Consider the following 19,579-nt stretch of genomic DNA (forward strand, 5'->3'; position numbering starts at 1 on the left):
TAATCCTTGTGATAAAAGAAACTTTAGCATTTTCAATATAGTGGCAAATCGTGGCGGACAAGCGGTGGCGTCGTCGGCATTGTCAAACAATCGTGAGTGAGCCGTTATTTTCTCGCGCCCATAACGGCGGTTCCAAGCCGAGCCAATGCCTGTTTCAACGCGTCTTCTTCGATACCGGAAATCATATCGTTCAGTTTGTCTGCCGCCGCACCGGTAAGCGGTCTGGGCTTGCGGTTCTTTCGCATGGGCGCCGACACCGGTTTTTGCACAATCTTCATCTGGCGGATGGCGGGAAAGCCAAAAAAACCGTTGATCCGCTGGATCAGTTCACCCTGCGCATGGGTGAGAAAAAGGGCGCGGGCGCCCTCGCACGCAATCGTCAGCACGCCGGGCTCATACCCGCCGCCATCTCCGCGCATTTCAGAGGCACGGCGTGGCCAGGTGATCTTTTCAGGCCGGGTACAATCGGCAAAATCGGCACCGGCAATCTCATCCCAGGAGCCGAGCAGCAGCGTATTGATGCCTGCCCGCTTGGCCAGAACGGGATCGAGGATGCCGTTGGCGACCTCGCTGATTTGCATGTGGCCGCGTCTTGGCGTCATGGCCATAGTGAGCACTTTCCTCAAAATCTGCGTCTATCGCATGGTTAGAGCATAGACAATTCGCCTGATATAATCCACTGCCCGGGATATATGGGTAGGAAGGCGTTTCAGCCCGCGTATTTTCGTGGCTGCGTAGCCCCCATCTGTCACCACCTGAGACTGGGTCGTATGCGGGTTCCAGTGGACGATGTTGTGGCGGACAGTAAATGTCGCAACACCGGTGTGCCAACCGCGCTCCAGCGCAACATCATGGGCATACTCCATGGTCGCCAGCGCGTCACGCAGCTTGGCGGCGCCCGCGCGGGTGACGATATAGCAGGCAGATGAACCCTGCGGGCCGTGCAGACAACGCCCGATGCGGTCTCCGAGCGACGACGTTGCACGTCGAACAAAACCATAGGTGCGGTGATTAATGAGCTTGACCAGTTCGGCCTTGGGAACGGCATCCAGTATCGCGCCTGCGCGGGCCAGAAGGTCCGGGACCAGTTCCACATCGTCTTCCAGAACGATGGCTGCGTCACTGTCGGAGGCCAGAATGGTATCGAGTATGGCAACATGGCTTCGGTAGCAGCCATACTCACCTGACATCATCTGGCGGCCATTGCGGTGGACAAAACTAGTCTCATCCGTGCCAAGCCGATCTTTCTTGGCTATAAGTCGTCCATCGACAGCCGGAAATCGTATGAGAGGAAAGTGAAACGTGGCAGCCTGTGTATTCAGGCGTTCCCATCGCTCCACGGAGCGATCCAGATTGATGGCGTAAAGTGCAATTTTCATGATTTTTGGCCGATTCAAAGCGGATTTCTTGACAAAAGTCATCTTATTTTAGCGTCAGTTGATATGCGTAAGTATAGCGTCCGACAAGGTCTTGAACCATAAAACCGCAGGGGAATTCAACAGCGTATGACCGGACTTTTGCAACGTCGGCCAAAGTGCACCGATCAGCAGCCTGCCTTATCGCAGCTTCTGCTCGAATGGTATGACCGCCATCATCGGGATCTGCCGTGGCGGATCTCGCCGTCCATGGCAAAGGCTGGCCACACGCCGGACCCCTATCACATCTGGTTGTCCGAGGTAATGCTGCAGCAGACCACCGTGCAAGCGGTCAAGCCGTATTTCGCAAAATTTCTCGCGCTCTGGCCGCGTGTGACCGATCTGGCAGCCGCCGATTCTGAAGATGTCATGAAGGCCTGGGCGGGCCTTGGTTACTACGCTCGCGCCCGGAACCTGAAAAAATGCGCCGAAGTGGTTGCACGCGACCACGGCGGGCACTTTCCCGATACCGAAGAAGGGTTGAAGGCCCTGCCCGGCATCGGCGATTATACGGCTGCGGCCATCGCGGCGATTGCGTTCAACCGCCATGCAGCCGTGCTGGATGGCAATATCGAACGGGTGGTCTCGCGGCTTTATGCGGTGGAGACACCCCTGCCCACCGCCAAGCCCCATTTGCGCAGCCTGACAGGCTTGATCACCCCTACAGACCGGCCCGGTGATTTTGCGCAAGCCGTCATGGACCTTGGCTCGTCCATCTGCACGCCCAAACGGCCCGTTTGTTCGCTCTGTCCGCTGAACGCGCACTGTCTGGCCTTCCGGGACCACAACCCGGAAACCTTTCCGCGCAAGGCGGCCAAGAAGGCCAAGCCCGTGCGGGTGGGTGCGGCTTTTGTTGCCGTGGATGCAACGCCCGCCGTCTACCTGCAAAAACGTGGAGAAACCGGGCTTCTGGGCGGCATGACAGAGGTGCCCGGCACCGAGTGGACATCGCGTATCGATGGTGAAACCAGTGTATCGGCCCAGCCCTTTGCAGCCGACTGGCAGGTGCAGGGCGTGGTGACCCATGTGTTCACCCATTTTGAACTGCGCCTGACGGTCTACCGGGCCGATGTATCCAAGCGCGGAATGGCGGGCAATGGCTGGTGGGAGCCAGTCGAAACCCTGAAAGAGCAGGCATTGCCGACGGTGATGAAGAAAGTCATTGCGCAGGCCATGCCGGATGCGTTCAAACAGTCTGTCAATTTGAGGGGAACATCATGACGGATGCTATCGACCATATCGTTTTCGACATCGGCAAGGTGCTGATCCATTACGACCCGAACCTGCCATTCTCGCGGCTCATTCCCGATGCGGCGGAGCGGCAATGGTTTTTTGATACCATCTGTACGCACGAGTGGAATCTGGAGCAGGACCGGGGGCGCACATGGGAAGACGCCGAAGCGCTGCTGATTGCCGACCACCCGGAACGCGAGGAGCAGATCCGCAACTTTCGCAAACACTGGACCGAGATGGTGCCACACGCCTATGACGGCACGGTCGAGATTCTTAAAGAATTGCTGGCACAGGGCCGTGATGTAACGATGCTGACCAACTTCGCCAGCGACACCTTTGCCGAAGCCAAGGTCAAGTTTCCGTTCCTGACCTTGGCCCGCGGCGTAACCGTATCGGGCGATATTTTTCTGATCAAGCCGGATGTGGCGATCTACGAAAAACATGCCCACGATTTCGGCCTCACCCCTGCAAGGACACTGTTCATCGATGATAACGCCGACAATGTTGCCGGCGCAAAGACAGCAGGCTGGCAGGCGGTTCAGTTTTTTGACGCGGAGACGTTGAGGGCGGATTTGGAGCGGTTTGGAGTTTTATAAACAAAACGCCCGAAGTTGCCTTCGGGCGTTTTCACTTGTCACCGGGACTGAAGGTACCAAAAACCGGCGGCAAGCGGTTACGGACAGACCGTGTGCGGTTGATCGCAGGACCGATCTGCCTTCACCATCCTTGTAGACCATGGATGGTTAATTCCCTGTAAATCGTGCTGGTTTTACGCAACTCTGGACGCAAAACCGCTTTGCACTTTTGCTGGAATTGCGGTCCCTCGTTTACGCAATTCCGGACGCAAAACCGCTTCGCACTTTTGCTGGAATTGCTTAGTTCAACCGCGCCATGTCGCTGCGGATAACGGCGCGCAGATCGTCGATCGGCTTCAGGCCTTCGCCATCGTCGAAATGCCAGAAGGTCCAGCCGTTGCAGGCGTCCAGCCCTTGCACCTTGGCGCCCAGACGGTGGATGGAACCGGCTTCGCCGCCGGACGCAACCGTGCCATCGGCCCGCACAATGGCGCTGTAGCGGCGCTTGGCATCGCTCAAAACCGTACCGGGCTTGATCATGCCGCTTTCCACCAGCGTGTTGAATGCCACACGTGGCTCGGCCTTCTTGCCACTGAGCACCGACAGGGTTGCCTTGCCCAGCGGCTCAACCGCATCGATGCGCGCCTGTGCTGCATCAATATAGACCTGCTCCCGCTCGACGCCGACAAAGTGACGGCCGAGACGCTTGGCTACCGCGCCCGTGGTCCCGGAGCCGAAGAACGGGTCCAGAATGATATCACCGGGCTTGGTGGAGGCCATCATGATGCGGGCCAGAAGCGCTTCCGGCTTCTGGGTCGGGTGCACCTTCTTGCCATCGTCACCCTTCAGGCGCTCGCCGCCATTGCAGATGGGGAATAGCCAATCGGAGCGCATCTGCACATCGTCGTTTGAGGCCTTCAACGCATCGTAATTGAAGGTGTAATTCTTGGCTTTGGCGCTGGGGCTGGCCCAGATCAGCGTTTCATGCGCGTTCTGGAACCGGCGGCCCTTGAAGTTGGGCATGGGGTTGCTCTTGCGCCAGATGATGTCGTTCAAGATCCAGAAGTTGAGATCCTGAAGCGTGGCACCCACACGGAAAATATTGTGGTAGGACCCGATGACCCACAGCGTACCCGTTGGCTTCAACACACGGCGGCAGGCCAGCAGCCAGGCGCGGGTGAAAGCATCATACGCCTCGAATGACGCAAACTGGTCCCACGCGTCATCCACCGCATCCACCAGCGACTGATCGGGCCGGTGAAGGGAGCCGCCAAGCTGAAGATTGTATGGTGGATCGGCGAAAATGGCATCGACCGAATGGTCTGGCAGCTTTTCGAGCGCCGCAACGCAGTCGCCCTTAATGATGGTATCGATCCAGGATGTCTGGATTGTTGGCTGGCCCGATGCTGGAATGGCCTGGGCGAACGAACGCAACTTGGAAATAGCTCTGGACATGGTAACTCGACACTCACGCTGACTCGGGAAAACAAGGGTCTGCTCTAACTGTCTCTTATGGTTACCGAATATGGTTACCAAATCCTGAAAGCTTTTGATCTAATTGCGAAAAATTTTCCCAGTCTGCCGAACGAATGGCATCATACCGACAACGGGTAATTCAATTTTTTGTTGCTTTGATATACAAATTCTTGTATAACTGTTTATGGAGACAACGAGAAAACCAGTTGAATTTTTAGGGTCTTCCTACGATGACCTGTTGTCATTTCCGGAACTTGCCCGGCGTCGAGCAGGGTTTCAACTCGATCAGGTTCAACGGGGCGGAGACCCGGATGACTGGAAACCCATGCCGTCCATCGGAACCGGAGTTCGTGAAATTCGCATCCGGGATGACAATGGAATCTACCGCGTTATCTATCTTGCAAAGTTTGCCGAGGCTGTGTTCGTAATCCACTGCTTTGAGAAGAAAACTCAAAAAACGAGGCAGGCAGATTTCGTAGTGGCAACAGCGCGCTACAATCAATTGATGCGGGAGCGAAAGACATGAGCGGCAAGCGGTTTGATAACGTGTGGGATGCGATTGAAAATGACCCCAGGCAGGCAGAGGACTTGAAATTGCGCGCGAGCCTAATGGTGGCGCTAAGGGAAAAAATTCGCAAGCAGCAATGGACCCAGGCAGAGGCGGCAAAGCGGTTCAATGTAACGCAGCCCCGAATATCCGCTTTGGTAACCGGAAAGATTGATCAGTTTTCCGTAGGAACCTTGATCACGATGGCTCTCAAGAGTGGCCTGCATGTTGAAATGACCATAAGTGAAGCAGCGTAAAACCGTCCAAGACGAGTTTACACAAGAACGCTTGTTTTATTATCGAAGCAGTTCTCCAAGCCTCACCCCACGATGGCAAACGCATCCCGCGTACCCGACGCAGTTTTGACAGGGCGTTGGCCAATCCACTGTACGTGGCGCTCCAGAATGGTGGCGGCTTCTGCCGTCTTGCCCTGTCTCAGGGCGGCCAGAATGGCGCGGTGGTCGTGGTCGGTGCGGGCCTCCCACGCCGAACGCCAGGCGGAAAATAGAAAACGCGCGCTAACGGCATGGAGATCGTCGATAGACGCCAGCAAGCGCGGCATATCGCAAGGGGTGAGGATCAGGCGGTGAAAGCGGCGGTTCGCCTCCTCCCAAGCGTGAACGTCGCGGGCGCTGTCGCCCGCATGGGTTGCCTCTTCGGCTTCGGCCAGAATGGCGGCGGTGAGGTGCGGTGCGGCATGGCGCAGCGCCAGCCCTTCCAGCGCTGCGCGCATTTCGGCCACTTCGCGCACTTCTTTTAGGTCAAAGGAAGCAACGCGCACACCCCGGCGGGGCTCGCTGATGGCCAGCCCCTGCGCTTCCAGACGGCGAAAGGCCTCACGCACTGGCACGTGGCTTGCGCCAAATTCCTCTGCTACATGGTCCTGACGCAGGCGCGCGCCTGCGGCCAGCTCGCCATTGATGATGCGGCTTGCCAGCGCACGGGCGATGCGGCCCGCGATGGTGTCGTCGTGATGATCGCCGGTGGTGGAAGTTGCCATGAGGATTCCGTGCAGCATGAATACGCAACCAAGGTTGCGCAGTGGTCGCACCGGGTCGCAGTTGAGCTTTTACTGCCCTTCCTGTAAAGGCGGACGTGGTTTTTATCAAGGATGGCATATCATGAGCGGGTTCGACCTCATCATATTCGACTGCGACGGTGTTCTGGTGGATTCGGAAATCATCGCCGCAGAGGTGGAAGCGGCGCTGATTACAGAAGCCGGCTACCCCATCAATGCAGGCGAAATGGCCGAACGTTTTGCGGGCATGACATGGCGCAATATCCTGCTGGCTATCGAAAAAGAGGCCGACATTCCCTTCTCTGCAACCCTGCTCGACCGATCGGAAAAGCTTCTGGATGAACGGCTGGCCGCCGATGTGCAGGCGGTGGATGGCGTCAAGGCCATGCTCTCCAGGCTGAAACTGCCCAACTGTATCTGCTCCAACTCATCCATGCCCCGGCTGGAAATGATGCTGAAAAAGGTCGGCCTGAAAGAAGTGTTCGGCAAGCACATCTATTCCGCCAAGGATCTGGGTGAGGATCGTGTGAAACCCAAGCCCGATATCTTCCTGCACGGGGCCAGGCAGTTCAAGGCGGACCCCTCGAGGGTTTTGGTGGTGGAGGATTCTGTTCATGGCGTTCACGGCGCCGTGGCGGCCGGTATGCGCGTGGTGGGCTTTACGGGCGCGTCCCACACCTACCCCTCACATGCCGACCGGCTGACGGAGGCCGGCGCCGAAACGGTTATCTCCCGGATGCAGGAACTGCCGCACGTCATCACGGCGCTATCGGAGTGGTCGCCGTTGTCGAGCGATTAACGGCGGAAATATTTGGAAACGCAAATCAGCGCTTGACGCAACAAATATCCATTATACTGCTATCGGCAACGGGTTTTCTTGCGCTTTGCATCGCAAAATCCCGCGCTTTACGGCGTTGCGGGGCAATTTTCGCGTCCCGGCGTGCATATGAGGAGAATTTGATATGCGTTTATCCAGACTGATTGGCCTGACACTGGCGGCAAGCGTTGCGTTCGGCCCGGTGGCGTTCGCCGATATCACCATCGGCATTGTCGCTCCACTGACCGGCCCCGTTGCCGCGTTCGGCGAGCAGGTGAAGAACGGCGCTGAAACCGCCGTCGCTGAAATCAACAAGGCTGGCGGCATTCTGGGCCAGCAGGTCGTCGTCAAGATCGGCGACGATGCGGGCGAGCCGAAGCAGGCCGTTTCGGTTGCCAACCAGTTCGTCGGCGAAGACATCAAATACGTTGTCGGTCCGGTCATCTCCAGCACATCGATGCCGGTGTCCGACATTTTTGCCGAGAGCGGGGTCATCATGGTGACGCCCACGGCCACGACGCCGGAACTGACCAACCGTGGCCTGTGGAACGTGCTGCGCACCTGCGGTCGTGATGACCAGCAGGCCGATGTGGCCGCAGCCTACGTGCTGGAAAAATTCAAGGGCAAGAATATTGCCATCGTTCACGACAAGGCACCCTATGGCAAGGGTTTGGCAGATGGCTTCAAGGCTGCGCTGAACAAGGGCGGCGTGACTGAAATTCTGTATGAAACCGTCACCCCCGGTGAGAAAGACTACAGCTCGCTTGTCACCCGGCTGAAGGCGGAAAAGGCCGACGTGGTCTATTTTGGCGGCTACCACGCCGAAGGCGGTCTGCTTTCGCGCCAGATGCGCGATCAGGGCGTTGCAGCCGTTCTGGTTGGCGGTGAAGGCCTGTCCAACACCGAACTTTGGGCCATTGGCGGCGATGCCGCACAGGGCACGATTTTCACCAATGCTGCCGACGCGTTGAAAAACGCCGATAGCCAGGATGCGGTGAAGGCATTGCAAACCAAAAACATCCCGGCTGAAGCCTTTACGCTCAATGCCTATGCGGCTGTGCAGGTGATCAAGGCTGGCATTGAAAAGGCTGGTTCGGCTGATGATACGGAAGCTGTGGCCAAAGCCATCAAGTCCGGCGACGCCATCCCGACCGCCATCGGCAAAGTCACCTATGGTGACAATGGCGACCTGACATCGCAGAGCTTTGCGCTGTTCAGCTGGGATAATGGCAAGATTGTTGATGTGAAGTAAGTAGAAAGGCGGCGCTTTGGAAACAAAGCGCCCCCTTTAAATCTATGTGCTGGGTGTTATCCTCCGCTGGTCTTGGGAGGAAACAGAATGGCTCAACAGGTTTTTATCAACTTGCCCGTAAAGGACTTGCAACGCTCGATCGCGTTTTTTGGCAGCCTTGGGTTTGCGTTCAATCCGGTCTTTACCGATGAAACAGCAACCTGCATGATCGTGTCGGACACGATTTATGTGATGCTGCTGACGGAAGACAAGTTCCAACAGTTTACCCCGAAGGCCGTTTGCGACACTGCGCACAGTGCCGAGGTTCTGATCTGTCTGTCGTGCGACAGCCGTGAGGATGTGGACAGTATGGTCGCGACTGCGCTTCACAATGGCGGAGCGCCAGCGCAACCTGCCAAAGATTTTGGCTTCATGTATCAGGGTTCGTTTCTGGACCCGGATGGCCATGGCTGGGAGCTGATCTGGATGAACCAGGATGCGCAGACGGGTTAGAACACGGCAACAAGCTGCCACTGCCTGAAGCAGTGGCAAGCCTGAAACGCTCTTTATTTTTTGCCCGGACCTTCATCAAAGCCGACATAGACCTTGGCAATTTCGGCCAGATTGGCGGGAATGGTCACGTCTGTTTTCGTGAACACGAACTGGTTGGTGGTGGAGCCCGCAGGAATATCCACGGCCATCTGCGTCAACTGCGAATAGACCGTGTTGTTGCCATCAGTCACGGCCACGCGGATGGGCAGCTTTACCGGACCAGCCTTGCCAGCCGGGCCTGCCAATGCACGGCCCTGCGCCTGCACGGTAATGGTCAACTGGTCGCCGCTCGTGGTGCATTGACGGGTCGTATCGACAAGCGACGCCTGATAGATGATCTTGGTCGCATCACCCTCCCCGCCCTTGGTGAAGACACGGTGGGTTGCAGTGCCGTCGCGCAGGTAAACCTGCGGGCATTTGCCTTGCACCACGGCGGGACCTGCCGCAGGCGGCGCTTTTGGAAGAATGCCGCCGCCGGTCTGGTTACAGCCTGCAAGCACGGCAAGAAGCGAAAGACCACAAAGGCTACGGAAAAATGTACCAGACACGTATGATCACCTCGAATTGATGGACCTTGGATCAGTCTTAAAACAATTATCATCCGGGCTTTTCACGACCCCAGCGCTTGGTCTATAGCAGTGGCGCGGCAAAAAATCGACAACGCACAACGATTTCGTAACAGTTTTCGAAATCGTGTCTGGGACAGGCTGTCGTATCAGGCCAGCGCTGCATCAGGTAAGGGAAAGTCACAGTGAAATATGTTTCCACCCGGGGCGAAGCCCCAACGCTTGAGTTTTGTGATGCGCTGATGGCGGGTCTCGCCCGTGATGGCGGCCTGTATGTTCCGGAAACCTGGCCTGTCTTTTCCAAGGACGAGATCAGCGCGATGCGCGGACAGTCCTACCAGGACGTGGCGTTTACCGTGCTGTCGCGCTTTACCGATGGCGATATTCCAGCCGATGTGCTGCGCGCAATGATCGACGAAGCCTATGCCACGTTCCGCCACACCGCCATTGCACCGCTGACGCAGCTTGGTCCCAATACCTTCGTCATGGAACTGTTCCACGGCACGACGCTGGCATTCAAGGATGTTGCCATGCAGTTGCTGGCGCGTCTGATGGACTATGTTCTGGCGCAAAAGGGCGCGCGCGCCACTATCGTCGGCGCCACCTCCGGCGACACCGGCGGCGCGGCGATCGACGCCTTTGCAGGGCGCGAGCGCACCGATATCTTCATTCTGTTTCCCCATGGCAAGGTATCGGCCGTGCAGCAGCGGCAGATGACGACCTCGACAGAGGTGAATGTTCATGCGCTGGCGATCAACGGCAATTTTGACGATTGCCAGAGCCTCGTGAAAGCGATGTTCAACGATACACCATTCCGGGACCGGGTGGCGCTTTCGGGCGTCAACTCCATCAACTGGGCGCGCATCATGGCGCAGATCGTCTATTATTTCACGACTGCGGTTGCTCTCGGCGCGCCGGAACGGGCTGTGTCCTACACGGTGCCAACGGGCAATTTCGGTGATATTTTCGCAGGCTTCGTCGCCAAGAAAATGGGCCTGACTATCGACAAGCTGGTGGTTGCCACCAACGAGAATGACATTCTGGCCCGCACGCTGGCAACCGGGCGCTATGAAATGCGTGAGGTTCATGCCACCACGTCGCCATCCATGGATATCCAGATCTCCTCCAATTTCGAGCGGCTGCTGTTTGAAGCCTATGACCGGGACGCCAGCCGCGTGCGCGCGGCCATGGATGGGCTGAAGCAGTCCGGCGCATTTGAGATCGAAGCGTCGGCGCTGACCACCATTCGTCGCGATTTTGCTGCGGGGCGCGCCAGCGAAGCAGAGGTGAAGGCAACCATTGCCAAAACCCGCGAGGAAACCGGCTATCTGCTCGATCCGCATTCCGCCATCGGTGTTTTTGTTGCCGAGCAGTACCGCGACCCAACAACGCCCATGGTGGTGCTGGCCACCGCCCACCCGGCCAAATTCCCCGATGCAGTAAAATCTGCCAGTGGTATTGACCCGGCGCTTCCGACGTGGCTTGCTGGCATGATGACCAGGGAGGAGCGCTTCGACGTTCTCGATGCTGATTTGAAAGCCGTTGAATCCTATATCGGCGATCACATCCGCACGTGACACCTGACAGCGCGGAAAGACTGAACATGAGTGTAGAGTGCACCCGGCTGAAGTCGGGGTTGACGGTTGTGACCGAAACCATGCCGCACCTGGAAAGCGTTGCTTTGGGGGTGTGGATCAAGTCCGGTTCGCGCAATGAGTTGCAGGAAGAGCATGGCATTGCCCACCTTCTGGAGCACATGGCGTTCAAGGGTACGGCCCGGCGCACGGCGCGCCAGATTGCCGAGCAGATTGAAAATGTCGGCGGCGAAGTCAACGCCGCGACCTCGACCGAGACCACATCCTATTATGCCCGGGTGCTGAAAGACCATGTGCCGCTGGCCGTGGATATTCTGGCCGATATTTTGACGGAATCCTCCTTCGATGACGAGGAACTGCGGCGCGAAAAGCATGTGATCCTGCAAGAAATCGGCGCGGCGGACGATATGCCCGACGATGTGGTGTTCGACCGTTTCGCGCAGATTGCCTATCGTGACCAGACCATCGGGCGGCCTATTCTGGGCACGCCGGAAACCGTGCTGTCATTTACGCCGGACCAGATCCGCCATTATCTCGGTCGCAACTACACCACAGACCGCATGTTCGTGGTGGCTGCCGGTGCAGTGGATCACGAGACCTTCGTCAGGCAGGTCGAGGAGCGTTTTGCTTCGCTACCGATGGCGCCGGTGGCACCGCCCGTGATGGAACCTGCCCGCTATATCGGCGGTGAAGGCCGCGAAGGTCGCGACCTGATGGACGCGCAGGTGCTGCTGGGGTTTGAGGGCAAGGCCTACCACGCGCGGGATTTCTACTGTTCACAAATCCTCGCCAATATCCTCGGTGGAGGCATGTCATCCCGGCTGTTTCAGGAGGTGCGCGAGCATCGCGGCCTGTGCTATTCGGTCTATGCGTTCCACTGGGGCTTTTCCGATACCGGTATTTTCGGCATTCACGCGGCAACCGGCGGCGAAAATCTGCCGGAACTGGTGCCGGTCATCATCGATGAACTGCGCAAATCGTCCGAACATATCGAGCAACAGGAAATTGAGCGCGCACGCGCCCAAATCCGAGCGCAACTGCTCATGGGTGGCGAAAGCCCTGCGGCCCGCGCCGGGCAACTGGCCCGCCAGATGATGCTCTATGGCCGCATCATCCCCAACAACGAGATGATGGAACGGCTGGAAGGCATTACCATCGAACGCCTGACAGATCTGGCTGGCCGTTTGTTTTTCAATACAACGCCAACCCTCTCGGCCATCGGTCCGCTGGAGCAACTGGCACCCATGGACGAGATTGCCGCTGGTTTGTCCAATGGTCGCATGGAACTGAAAGCGGCCTCCGCACGCTGAATTTGCGGACATTGACAGTCCCGCCCGCAAGGTGTTAGCCGGGCCCGGAGGCAAGGATGGCAAAATCGGTGTTTCGGTTTCTGTCGCGTGAGCCGGATACGGTGGACCTTGTGGGCGCACATCATGTGCTGCGGCTTCCCCGCGCCAGTGATTACGCGCAGTGGTATCGCCTGCGCAGCGACAGCCGCGCCTTTCTGACGCCTTGGGAACCGGTCTGGGCCGCTGACGACCTGACCGAAAGTGCATTTCGGCGCCGGGTGCTGCGCAATCAACAGGAATATTCGTCCGGTCAGGCGGTCTCGCTGCTGATCTTTGCACGTGAGGGCGGCGTGCTTCTGGGCGGGCTGACCATCGGCTATATCCGCCGCGGATCGGCGCAAAGCTGCATGATTGGCTACTGGATGGGCCAGATGCACGCCGGAAAAGGCCACATGCTGGCAGCGCTGAACCTTGCAATCCCCTACATCTTTTCGGTGCTTCAGTTGCACCGTATCGAGGCAGCCTGTATTCCAGACAATGAGCGCAGTATTCGTGTCCTTGAAAAGGCCGGGTTTCAGCGTGAAGGCTATGCAAGGGAATACCTCAAAATCAACGGTGCGTGGCGAGACCACATCATGTTTTCGCTCCTCAACACCCGCTGACCCCAACAGGATTGATGCTTTCTGATGCGTTTTGTAAAACGGTGGCTTAACCGACCTGTCCAATGGCTATGCGCGTTTATGCTGGCCGTTGTCGTGATGAGCGGCGCCGCCCATGCGGTGGAACCTGTGAAGATTTCGCGCGAAGACACCGCGCTGGACCTGACTGCCACCACGGAAATCTACACCGGACGCGGCGAGGCCTTTCAGGTATCAACCGCTCCCGGCACCGATGGAATCGTACGGCGCATCGAAGTGCGCTCTTCTACAGACAACCATCAGGGCGACTGGGCCGTGTTTGCGCTTGCCAACGTGTCAGAAGAGCAGCTGGAGCGCGTGATCGTTGCACCGCATTTCCGATTGGTCAATTCCAAGCTGTTCTGGCCCGACCTTGGTTCGCAGCGCATTTTGTCCATTACACCCAGCGAAGGCTTTGCGCTGGACCGGCAGGCGAGTGACGAAGCGGATGTGTTCCGCATCACGCTCAACCCCAATACGGTGGTAACCTTCGTGGCGGAGCTGGCGTCACCCGATCTGCCGCAAATGTATCTTTGGGAACCGGATGCCTACAAGGATCAGGTCAATGCCTTCACGCTCTATCGCGGCATCGTGCTGGGTATTGCCGGTCTGCTGGCTGTGTTTCTCACCATTCTGTTCGTGGTGAAAGGCACATCCATGCTGCCAGCCACAGCCGCACTCGCCTGGGCGGTGCTGGCCTATATCTGCGTGGATTTTGGCTTTCTGTCGAAGCTGATCAGCGTAACATCGGGAGATGAGCGCATATGGCGCGCGGGAACGGAGGTGTTTCTGGCGGCGGGGCTGGTCATTTTCCTGTTCACCTATCTCAACCTCAACCGCTGGCATGCGCACCTGAGCTACGCCACACTGGCCTGGATCATGGGGCTCGGCCTGCTGTTTGCGGTCGCGATCTATGATCCGGCCATTGCCGCCGGTATCGCCCGCCTGTCCTTCGCGCTGACGGCAACCGTGGGCATTATTCTGATCGCCTATCTCGGCCTGAACCGCTATGACCGGGCCATTCTGCTGGTTCCCGCCTGGGCGCTGATCATCGTATGGCTGTTTGGCGGCTGGCTGGCCGTCACCGGGCAACTGGACAATGATGTGGTGCAGCCGGCCCTTGGCGGTGGGCTGGTGCTCATCGTCCTGCTTATCGGTTTCACAGTCATGCAGCACGCCTTTGCCGGGGGTGCCTACAGCCTTGGCCTGTTTTCCGATCTGGAGCGCCAGGCACTGGCGCTCACCGGCTCGGGCGATACGGTGTGGGACTGGGACGTGGCGCGTGACCGCGTGGTGACGATCCCCGATGTATCCGCGCAGTTGGGCCTGGCACCCGGCACCATGCACGGCCCTGCCCGCAACTGGCTGCCCCGCCTGCACCCCGATGACCGCGACCGCTTCCGCGCCACGCTGGATGTGCTGCTGGAACACCGAAAGGGGCGGCTGAACCATGATTTTCGTGTGCGGGCAGAAGACGGGCATTACCACTGGCTCGCCATCCGCGCGCGACCGGTGCTGGGTGCCAATGGCGAAATCATCCGCTGTGTCGGCACCATCGTCGATATCACCGAGCAGAAAAACTCCGTAGACCGCCTGTTGCACGATGCGCTGCACGATAACCTGACCGGCCTTCCCAACCGCCAGATCTTTCTGGACCGTTTGCAGGCTGTGCTGGCGCTGGTGCCCAGCGGCGACGCGACCAGCCCGACCATCATGACGATCGATATCGACCGCTACAAGCAGGTGAACGACTCGCTCGGCATCGCGGCGGGCGATAATATCCTCATTGCGCTCACGCGACGTCTGCGCCGCCTGCTGAAACCGCAGGATACACTGGCGCGCCTTGGCGGGGACCAGTTCGGACTGATTCTGATGTCGGAGCGCAACCCGGAAAAGGTTGCCGATTTTGCCGATGCGATCAGCAAGGCCATCATGGTGCCCCTGACCTTCGGCAACCGTGAGGTGATCCTCACCGCCTCTATCGGCCTTGTGTCCTGGGTGGACCAGCAGGAAAATGCAGTGGCATTGATCGCTGATGCCGAGCTTGCCATGTACCGCGCGAAAAAGGCGGGGGGCAATCGCGTCGAGCCGTTCCGTCCGGCCTTCCGCACGTCTTCCACTGACCGGTTGCAGATGGAAACGGACATTCGCCGCGCGCTGGAACGCAAGGAATTCACTCTGGTTTACCAGCCAATCGTGCGGCTCAAGGATGCCGAAGTGGCGGGCTTTGAGGCTCTGCTGCGCTGGGAGCATCCCAAGCGTGGAGATATTCCGCCATCCGAGTTCATTCCGGTGGCGGAAGGGTGTGACGTCATTACCCAACTCGGCAATTACGCCTTCGAGCAGGCGGCGACCGACCTGATGGAATGGCAGATGCAGTCCGGCAATCTGCCGATCTTCGTCGCTGTCAATCTGTCGAGCGCCCAGCTTCTCAACAACGATCTGTATACCGATGTGCGCGCCGTGCTGCACAAGACCCATTGCGACCCCAGCCAGATGAAGATCGAGTTGACGGAATCGGTCGTGATGGAAAATCCGGAACAGGCCCGACTGGTGCTGACCAAGCTGCGCGACGCGGGGCTAAGGCTTGCGCTGGATGATTTCGGCACAGGGCATTCGTCGCTCTCCTATCTCACCCGCTTCCCGTTCGATACGATCAAGATCGACAAGGCACTGGTGAAGGACCCCGGCGACAAGCGCACCATTCTGCTGCGCTCCGTCATTTCCATGGCGCGGGAGTTGAACATGCAGGTGGTGGCGGAGGGCATCGAATCGGAAGAGGATGCCATCGAACTGTCGCAGATGGGTTGCGATTTTGGCCAAAGCTTCCTGTTCGGTCCGCCCATTGGCACGGAATCGGTTCAGCGGCTGTTGAAAGAACGGTTTCCACTGATGAAACGGGCGTGAGGTACGGTTGAGACGATTGCGTTGCAGTGAGTCAACGCGTTTGGGTCCGCCGTATAAACCCTCTTCCTGAGTTTGCGAGGGTTATGGACCCCTGTGGCCTTAAGCACAGGAGCCCACTCACACGGGATACGATCGTCCTATCTGACCCTGATCACCGCCGAAATGGCGTTACGTTTCCACCATACTTCTCTGTCTCCTGCGTGGTTTCCAATTGAAAGTGGGACAGCAGCCCTTCGAGCGACACGCATTCGCGGGCCAGATCAACGCCGGCGCGGCTGACATCCTGCACCATTGCCGCGTTCTTTTGCGTTGCCTGATCCATGTGGTTGACGGCAATGTTGATTTCGGCCAGTCCGGCGGACTGCTCCTGCGCAGCGGTTGCTATCGCTTCCATATGCTCGTTGATGGCGGTGACCAACGTTTCGATTTCGCTCAGGCCCGTGCCGGTTTCCCCCACAAGCTTGACTCCCTCGCCGACTGCGACCGCCGACATGCCAATCAACTGCTTGATCTCCTTGGCAGCTTTGGCCGAACGCTGCGCCAGTTCGCGAACCTCCTGCGCCACCACGGCAAAGCCCTTGCCGGCTTCTCCGGCGCGCGCGGCTTCAACCCCGGCATTCAGCGCCAGCAGATTGGTCTGGAAGGCGATTTCATCGATCACGCCGATAATCTGGTTGATCTGCCGCGAGGAGTCTTCGATCCGCTGCATGGCGGTTACGGCATTGCTGACGATGATGGCCGACTGGTCTGCCTTGGTGCGGGCCTCGCGCACCGTTTCGCGGGTTTCACCGGTCCGTCGGAAGGTTGCGGTGACATTGGCGGTAATCTGCTCCAGTGCGGATGCGGTTTCCTCCAGCGAAGCTGCCTGCTGCTCCGTCCGCTGCGAGAGCGTGTCGGATGCGGCGGAGATGTCCTGCGACCCCTCTGTTACCACGGCCACCGTCTGGCCGACACGGGCCAGCGCTTCGCGCAACTGGCTGACGGACGCATTGAAGTCGTGGCGCAAGGCCTCAAACTGCGCGTCGAACGGCACCGTGATTTCGCACAGCATATCTCCGGACGCCAGCCGCTTTAGCCCGTTGGCAAGCGATTGCGTGGCAAGGGTCAGCCGCTTGTTGGCCTCCTCCTCCGCGTGGCGCTGCAGTGCGATGCGGTCGCGCTCCGCCTTGTTTCTGGCTACGTCAGCCTCCCGCTCCAGTTCACGGTTGCGAAGCCCGCCTGCCCGGAAGATTTCAACCGATTGTGCCATGGCACCGATTTCATCCCGTCGCGCCGCTCCGGGCACCGTCACGGTCAGGTCTCCCTGTGCCAGTGCCGTCATGCAGCGCGTCAGGTCACCGATGGGTTTGACGACCCGCAACACAATCACCAGCGTGCCAAGCCCGCAAAACAGCAGCGAGAGCAGGAACGCGGCGAGGTACGCTTTGGCCGCCAGCGATGCCTGATAGCCAAGATCATCGGCTTGCGCATTCAGCGTGTTCATCGCAAGCGATGAGACTTTCGCGATTTCACCCAGGGCGGCGGTAACTGCCGTGCGCCACGCATCCAGCGTCATCGGGGCGGGCCGGGCGGCAGCAAGATCGGCAATCAAATCGCGACGCTGTACAGAGAACGGCCCGGTGAAATAGGTCTCGTCAGCTTTTTTGTACTGCTCCTTGAGTGACAGGGGCGTATCGGGATGCGCAATCAGCACGCCCACGGCCTTCCACGCGAAGGCAGCACTGCTATCGTAGGAGGAAAGCGTTCGATACTCCGTTTCCGTCAGCGTTCCCGCCCCGCCAAGAGCACCATTGACAACGACAGCGGCACTGCCGCCCAAGGCGCGGGTAGACCATGCGAAGGACCGCAGTTGAATGAGGTCCGTCAGCGTGTCATCCAACGAGCGTATCTGGTTTTCCAGTGCCACGGCACCGCTTTCCAGCGACCCCAGAAAATCATTGCCCGTCGACAGGATCTCCTTGTCCAGTCCCGCCGTGCGGCTTGCCAAGGGTAGGCCGATATTGGCGTCCACCTTTTCGCGCACTCTGCCGAACCGGGTAAAGATATCCTCCACACGCGCAAGCGCCTGCACCAGTTCCGGACGAGTTAATGCACTGGCCTGTTCGCGGACAGCGGTCATCGCCACATCGACCTTCTGCCGTGCAGCCCTCACTGCCGTAATGGAGCCGGAATTTTCATTGGGCGGCAGCGTAACGGCGGATGCGCTGTCACCCCGCTCGCTGCGAAAGCTCAACAGGACGTCAAACAAAGCCTTATCGAGTGCAACCAGTTGCGCCACTTCCGCAAGATCGCGGGATCGCTTGGCAGAGGTGAACATCTGCGTGCCAAGGACGTAAGCGAGGGCAAGACTGGATACGATGAAAAGGCTGATGAGGGTATTGCGAAGTGTGAAGAGCATGGTGTCACCTGCATGAATCGTGCTGCAGTGCACCTAATACATAGATTGCTAATTACATGTTAAAGTAGAACCAGCAATGAGCATTTTAGAATCAATTTAAGGAAACTCACCGACAACTTCTCGCAGTCATTCCATTGTAACGTTGGGGTGCTAATGTCCTGCGCGGTAGATCAACCTGTTGATAAAATCCAGTTTTTCCATAACCGGCTGATTGAGCACAAATGGATAGCTATCCGGTTGGCCCATGCTGCGCTGAATACTGTTCAAAGCAACGCTGAGTGGCACCCAGGCGTCAATCAGCCGCTTGGAATCGGAGACGTTGTAGGGGTCGAAATCCACTTCGGCCTGCATGTCATCATGGCGTACCGGATCGACCGTCAGGCCGAACGACCGTGCGGTTTCCAGCGTATCGACGATATGAAAATTATGCGCCCAGGTCTCGGCGAAGTCTTCGGCGGGGTGGCAGCTTGCATAGGTACTGATGAAACGCTCCTGCCAGTCGGCGGGCGGGCCCTGCTCATAATTGCGTTGCAGAGCTTGCGCATAATCCGCGCGCTCATCCCCGAAGATACGGCGGGCCTCGGCCAGCGTTTCGTCGTCGCGCACCAGCTGCGTCCAGTAGAAATGGCCGATCTCGTGGCGAAAATGACCAAGAAGTGTGCGGTAGGGTTCGTTCATGGCCACGCGAATTGATTCCCGTGTGGCATCGTCAGCCTCGGCAGCACGAAGGCTGATCAACCCGTCTTCGTGGCCGGTCATCGCCGGGACGGGATTGCCATCCGGCCCGATTTCATCAGCCAGAAAGTCAAAAACAAGCCCGCCCTGTGGATCATCGGCACGGGTGGGGCGCGGCAGCTTCCAGCGCAGCAGCGAATAGAACAGGTGGCGTTGCGCCTGCCCGATCCGCTGCCAGCGCGACAGGCCCTCCGGTGTATTGGTCACCGGAACGATGCGGTTATGATGGCAGGCAATGCAGTAGGGATCACCGGACTGCGCTGGCACCAGCCAGTTGCAGATATCAAACGCGGCATTGGCACAGAATTTCCATGCTTTGTCCGGTTGGGTATGGATGCGCCATTCCAGATCGTTCAACGGCTCCAGCGCATGAACGGCCAGAGTTTCCGTGTTGAAGCCCAGACGGTGACCACATGTTACGCAGCCACGGTTATCAAAGTGAACGGCATGGCCGCAGCTGTCACAGGTAAAAAGCTTCATCTGAACCGGTCCGCTCTACGGGTCGTCGTCATCCATAAAAAATGCTCGCAGCTAAAAGCTTGCGAGCA

At 58.3% G+C, this 19,579-nt stretch carries 18 protein-coding genes; 11 read left to right on the forward strand and 7 right to left on the reverse strand.

From position 1 onward, the window contains the following. Positions 1–104 precede the first annotated feature (104 nt). On the reverse strand, positions 105–608 hold the full coding sequence (locus tag IFT84_RS01695; protein ID WP_192116906.1) for a DUF721 domain-containing protein: 504 nt from the start codon (positions 606–608) through the stop codon (positions 105–107). A gap of 27 nt (positions 609–635) precedes the next feature. Continuing rightward, positions 636–1,379, reverse strand: coding sequence for a glycosyltransferase family 25 protein (locus IFT84_RS01700; protein ID WP_192116907.1), 744 nt, complete (start codon positions 1,377–1,379; stop codon positions 636–638). A 126-nt stretch (positions 1,380–1,505) separates the two neighbouring features. Between IFT84_RS01700 and mutY the strand changes: the two genes are divergently transcribed. Next, entirely contained in the window at positions 1,506–2,636 is a 1,131-nt protein-coding gene (gene mutY / locus IFT84_RS01705; RefSeq protein WP_192116908.1) for an A/G-specific adenine glycosylase, read from the forward strand. Further along, a complete protein-coding gene (locus IFT84_RS01710) occupies positions 2,633–3,244 on the forward strand; it encodes an HAD family hydrolase (protein ID WP_192116909.1) in 612 nt (203 codons plus the stop codon). The genes mutY and IFT84_RS01710 overlap by 4 nt, the downstream gene beginning before the upstream one ends. Positions 3,245–3,523: 279 nt before the next feature. Here IFT84_RS01710 and IFT84_RS01715 read toward each other — a convergent pair whose 3' ends face one another. Beyond that, entirely contained in the window at positions 3,524–4,678 is a 1,155-nt protein-coding gene (locus tag IFT84_RS01715; RefSeq protein ID WP_192116910.1) for a site-specific DNA-methyltransferase, read from the reverse strand. Positions 4,679–4,883: 205 nt separating this feature from the next. Between IFT84_RS01715 and IFT84_RS01720 the strand changes: the two genes are divergently transcribed. Both IFT84_RS01720 and IFT84_RS01725 read left to right on the forward strand, forming a co-directional pair. Beyond that, complete coding sequence (locus IFT84_RS01720; protein ID WP_192116911.1) at positions 4,884–5,225, forward strand: type II toxin-antitoxin system RelE/ParE family toxin; 342 nt, start codon at positions 4,884–4,886, stop codon at positions 5,223–5,225. Beyond that, entirely contained in the window at positions 5,222–5,503 is a 282-nt protein-coding gene (locus tag IFT84_RS01725) for a helix-turn-helix domain-containing protein (protein WP_192116912.1), read from the forward strand. Before IFT84_RS01720 ends, IFT84_RS01725 begins: the two co-directional genes overlap by 4 nt. A 62-nt stretch (positions 5,504–5,565) precedes the next feature. Here IFT84_RS01725 and IFT84_RS01730 read toward each other — a convergent pair whose 3' ends face one another. Next, positions 5,566–6,246 (reverse strand): GntR family transcriptional regulator, encoded by a 681-nt coding sequence (locus IFT84_RS01730; RefSeq protein WP_192116913.1) that lies wholly within the window; start codon positions 6,244–6,246, stop codon positions 5,566–5,568. Positions 6,247–6,367: 121 nt separating this feature from the next. On the opposite strand from IFT84_RS01730, the gene IFT84_RS01735 reads away from it, so the two are divergent. The 3 genes from IFT84_RS01735 to IFT84_RS01745 all read left to right on the forward strand — a co-directional run bounded on the left by IFT84_RS01735 (position 6,368) and on the right by IFT84_RS01745 (position 8,825). Then, entirely contained in the window at positions 6,368–7,063 is a 696-nt protein-coding gene (locus IFT84_RS01735) for an HAD family hydrolase (RefSeq protein ID WP_192116914.1), read from the forward strand. A 163-nt stretch (positions 7,064–7,226) separates the two neighbouring features. Continuing rightward, complete coding sequence (locus IFT84_RS01740) at positions 7,227–8,333, forward strand: branched-chain amino acid ABC transporter substrate-binding protein (RefSeq protein WP_192116915.1); 1,107 nt, start codon at positions 7,227–7,229, stop codon at positions 8,331–8,333. A gap of 87 nt (positions 8,334–8,420) precedes the next feature. Continuing rightward, a complete protein-coding gene (locus IFT84_RS01745; protein ID WP_192116916.1) occupies positions 8,421–8,825 on the forward strand; it encodes a VOC family protein in 405 nt (134 codons plus the stop codon). A 53-nt stretch (positions 8,826–8,878) separates the two neighbouring features. Here IFT84_RS01745 and IFT84_RS01750 read toward each other — a convergent pair whose 3' ends face one another. Continuing rightward, a complete protein-coding gene (locus tag IFT84_RS01750; RefSeq protein ID WP_192116917.1) occupies positions 8,879–9,412 on the reverse strand; it encodes a hypothetical protein in 534 nt (177 codons plus the stop codon). A gap of 203 nt (positions 9,413–9,615) precedes the next feature. Between IFT84_RS01750 and thrC the strand changes: the two genes are divergently transcribed. The 4 genes from thrC to IFT84_RS01770 all read left to right on the forward strand — a co-directional run bounded on the left by thrC (position 9,616) and on the right by IFT84_RS01770 (position 15,898). Further along, positions 9,616–11,007: a threonine synthase gene (thrC, locus tag IFT84_RS01755; RefSeq protein WP_192116918.1), complete on the forward strand. Its 1,392-nt coding sequence runs from the start codon at positions 9,616–9,618 to the stop codon at positions 11,005–11,007. Between the two features lie 26 nt (positions 11,008–11,033). Continuing rightward, entirely contained in the window at positions 11,034–12,335 is a 1,302-nt protein-coding gene (locus IFT84_RS01760; RefSeq protein WP_192116919.1) for a M16 family metallopeptidase, read from the forward strand. 56 nt (positions 12,336–12,391) lie between these two features. After that, complete coding sequence (locus IFT84_RS01765) at positions 12,392–12,976, forward strand: GNAT family N-acetyltransferase (protein ID WP_192116920.1); 585 nt, start codon at positions 12,392–12,394, stop codon at positions 12,974–12,976. A 78-nt stretch (positions 12,977–13,054) separates the two neighbouring features. Then, complete coding sequence (locus tag IFT84_RS01770; RefSeq protein ID WP_244651079.1) at positions 13,055–15,898, forward strand: EAL domain-containing protein; 2,844 nt, start codon at positions 13,055–13,057, stop codon at positions 15,896–15,898. A 151-nt stretch (positions 15,899–16,049) separates the two neighbouring features. On the opposite strand, the gene IFT84_RS01775 is transcribed toward IFT84_RS01770, so the two are convergent. Together IFT84_RS01775 and IFT84_RS01780 are read right to left on the reverse strand one after the other, a co-directional pair. Continuing rightward, positions 16,050–18,296, reverse strand: coding sequence for a methyl-accepting chemotaxis protein (locus IFT84_RS01775; protein WP_192116922.1), 2,247 nt, complete (start codon positions 18,294–18,296; stop codon positions 16,050–16,052). Between the two features lie 150 nt (positions 18,297–18,446). Further along, complete coding sequence (locus IFT84_RS01780; protein WP_192116923.1) at positions 18,447–19,511, reverse strand: zinc-binding metallopeptidase family protein; 1,065 nt, start codon at positions 19,509–19,511, stop codon at positions 18,447–18,449. Positions 19,512–19,579 lie beyond the last annotated feature (68 nt).

This window comes from Rhizobium sp. CFBP 8762 (assembly GCF_014841565.1).
Lineage (GTDB): Bacteria > Pseudomonadota > Alphaproteobacteria > Rhizobiales > Rhizobiaceae > CFBP-8762.

Bases quoted from the DNA above. Each gene is read 5' to 3' on its own strand.
- IFT84_RS01770 (WP_244651079.1), top strand. From the start codon at position 13,055: ATGCTGGCCGTTGTCGTGATGAGCGGCGCCGCCCATGCGGTGGAACCT.
- IFT84_RS01730 (WP_192116913.1), bottom strand. From the start codon at position 6,246: ATGGCAACTTCCACCACCGGCGATCATCACGACGACACCATCGCGGGC.
- mutY (WP_192116908.1), top strand. From the start codon at position 1,506: ATGACCGGACTTTTGCAACGTCGGCCAAAGTGCACCGATCAGCAGCCT.
- IFT84_RS01740 (WP_192116915.1), top strand. From the start codon at position 7,227: ATGCGTTTATCCAGACTGATTGGCCTGACACTGGCGGCAAGCGTTGCG.
- IFT84_RS01720 (WP_192116911.1), top strand. From the start codon at position 4,884: ATGGAGACAACGAGAAAACCAGTTGAATTTTTAGGGTCTTCCTACGAT.
- IFT84_RS01725 (WP_192116912.1), top strand. From the start codon at position 5,222: ATGAGCGGCAAGCGGTTTGATAACGTGTGGGATGCGATTGAAAATGAC.
- IFT84_RS01710 (WP_192116909.1), top strand. From the start codon at position 2,633: ATGACGGATGCTATCGACCATATCGTTTTCGACATCGGCAAGGTGCTG.
- IFT84_RS01735 (WP_192116914.1), top strand. From the start codon at position 6,368: ATGAGCGGGTTCGACCTCATCATATTCGACTGCGACGGTGTTCTGGTG.
- IFT84_RS01775 (WP_192116922.1), bottom strand. From the start codon at position 18,296: ATGCTCTTCACACTTCGCAATACCCTCATCAGCCTTTTCATCGTATCC.
- IFT84_RS01780 (WP_192116923.1), bottom strand. From the start codon at position 19,511: ATGAAGCTTTTTACCTGTGACAGCTGCGGCCATGCCGTTCACTTTGAT.
- IFT84_RS01715 (WP_192116910.1), bottom strand. From the start codon at position 4,678: ATGTCCAGAGCTATTTCCAAGTTGCGTTCGTTCGCCCAGGCCATTCCA.
- IFT84_RS01695 (WP_192116906.1), bottom strand. From the start codon at position 608: ATGGCCATGACGCCAAGACGCGGCCACATGCAAATCAGCGAGGTCGCC.
- IFT84_RS01760 (WP_192116919.1), top strand. From the start codon at position 11,034: ATGAGTGTAGAGTGCACCCGGCTGAAGTCGGGGTTGACGGTTGTGACC.
- IFT84_RS01700 (WP_192116907.1), bottom strand. From the start codon at position 1,379: ATGAAAATTGCACTTTACGCCATCAATCTGGATCGCTCCGTGGAGCGA.
- IFT84_RS01745 (WP_192116916.1), top strand. From the start codon at position 8,421: ATGGCTCAACAGGTTTTTATCAACTTGCCCGTAAAGGACTTGCAACGC.
- IFT84_RS01765 (WP_192116920.1), top strand. From the start codon at position 12,392: ATGGCAAAATCGGTGTTTCGGTTTCTGTCGCGTGAGCCGGATACGGTG.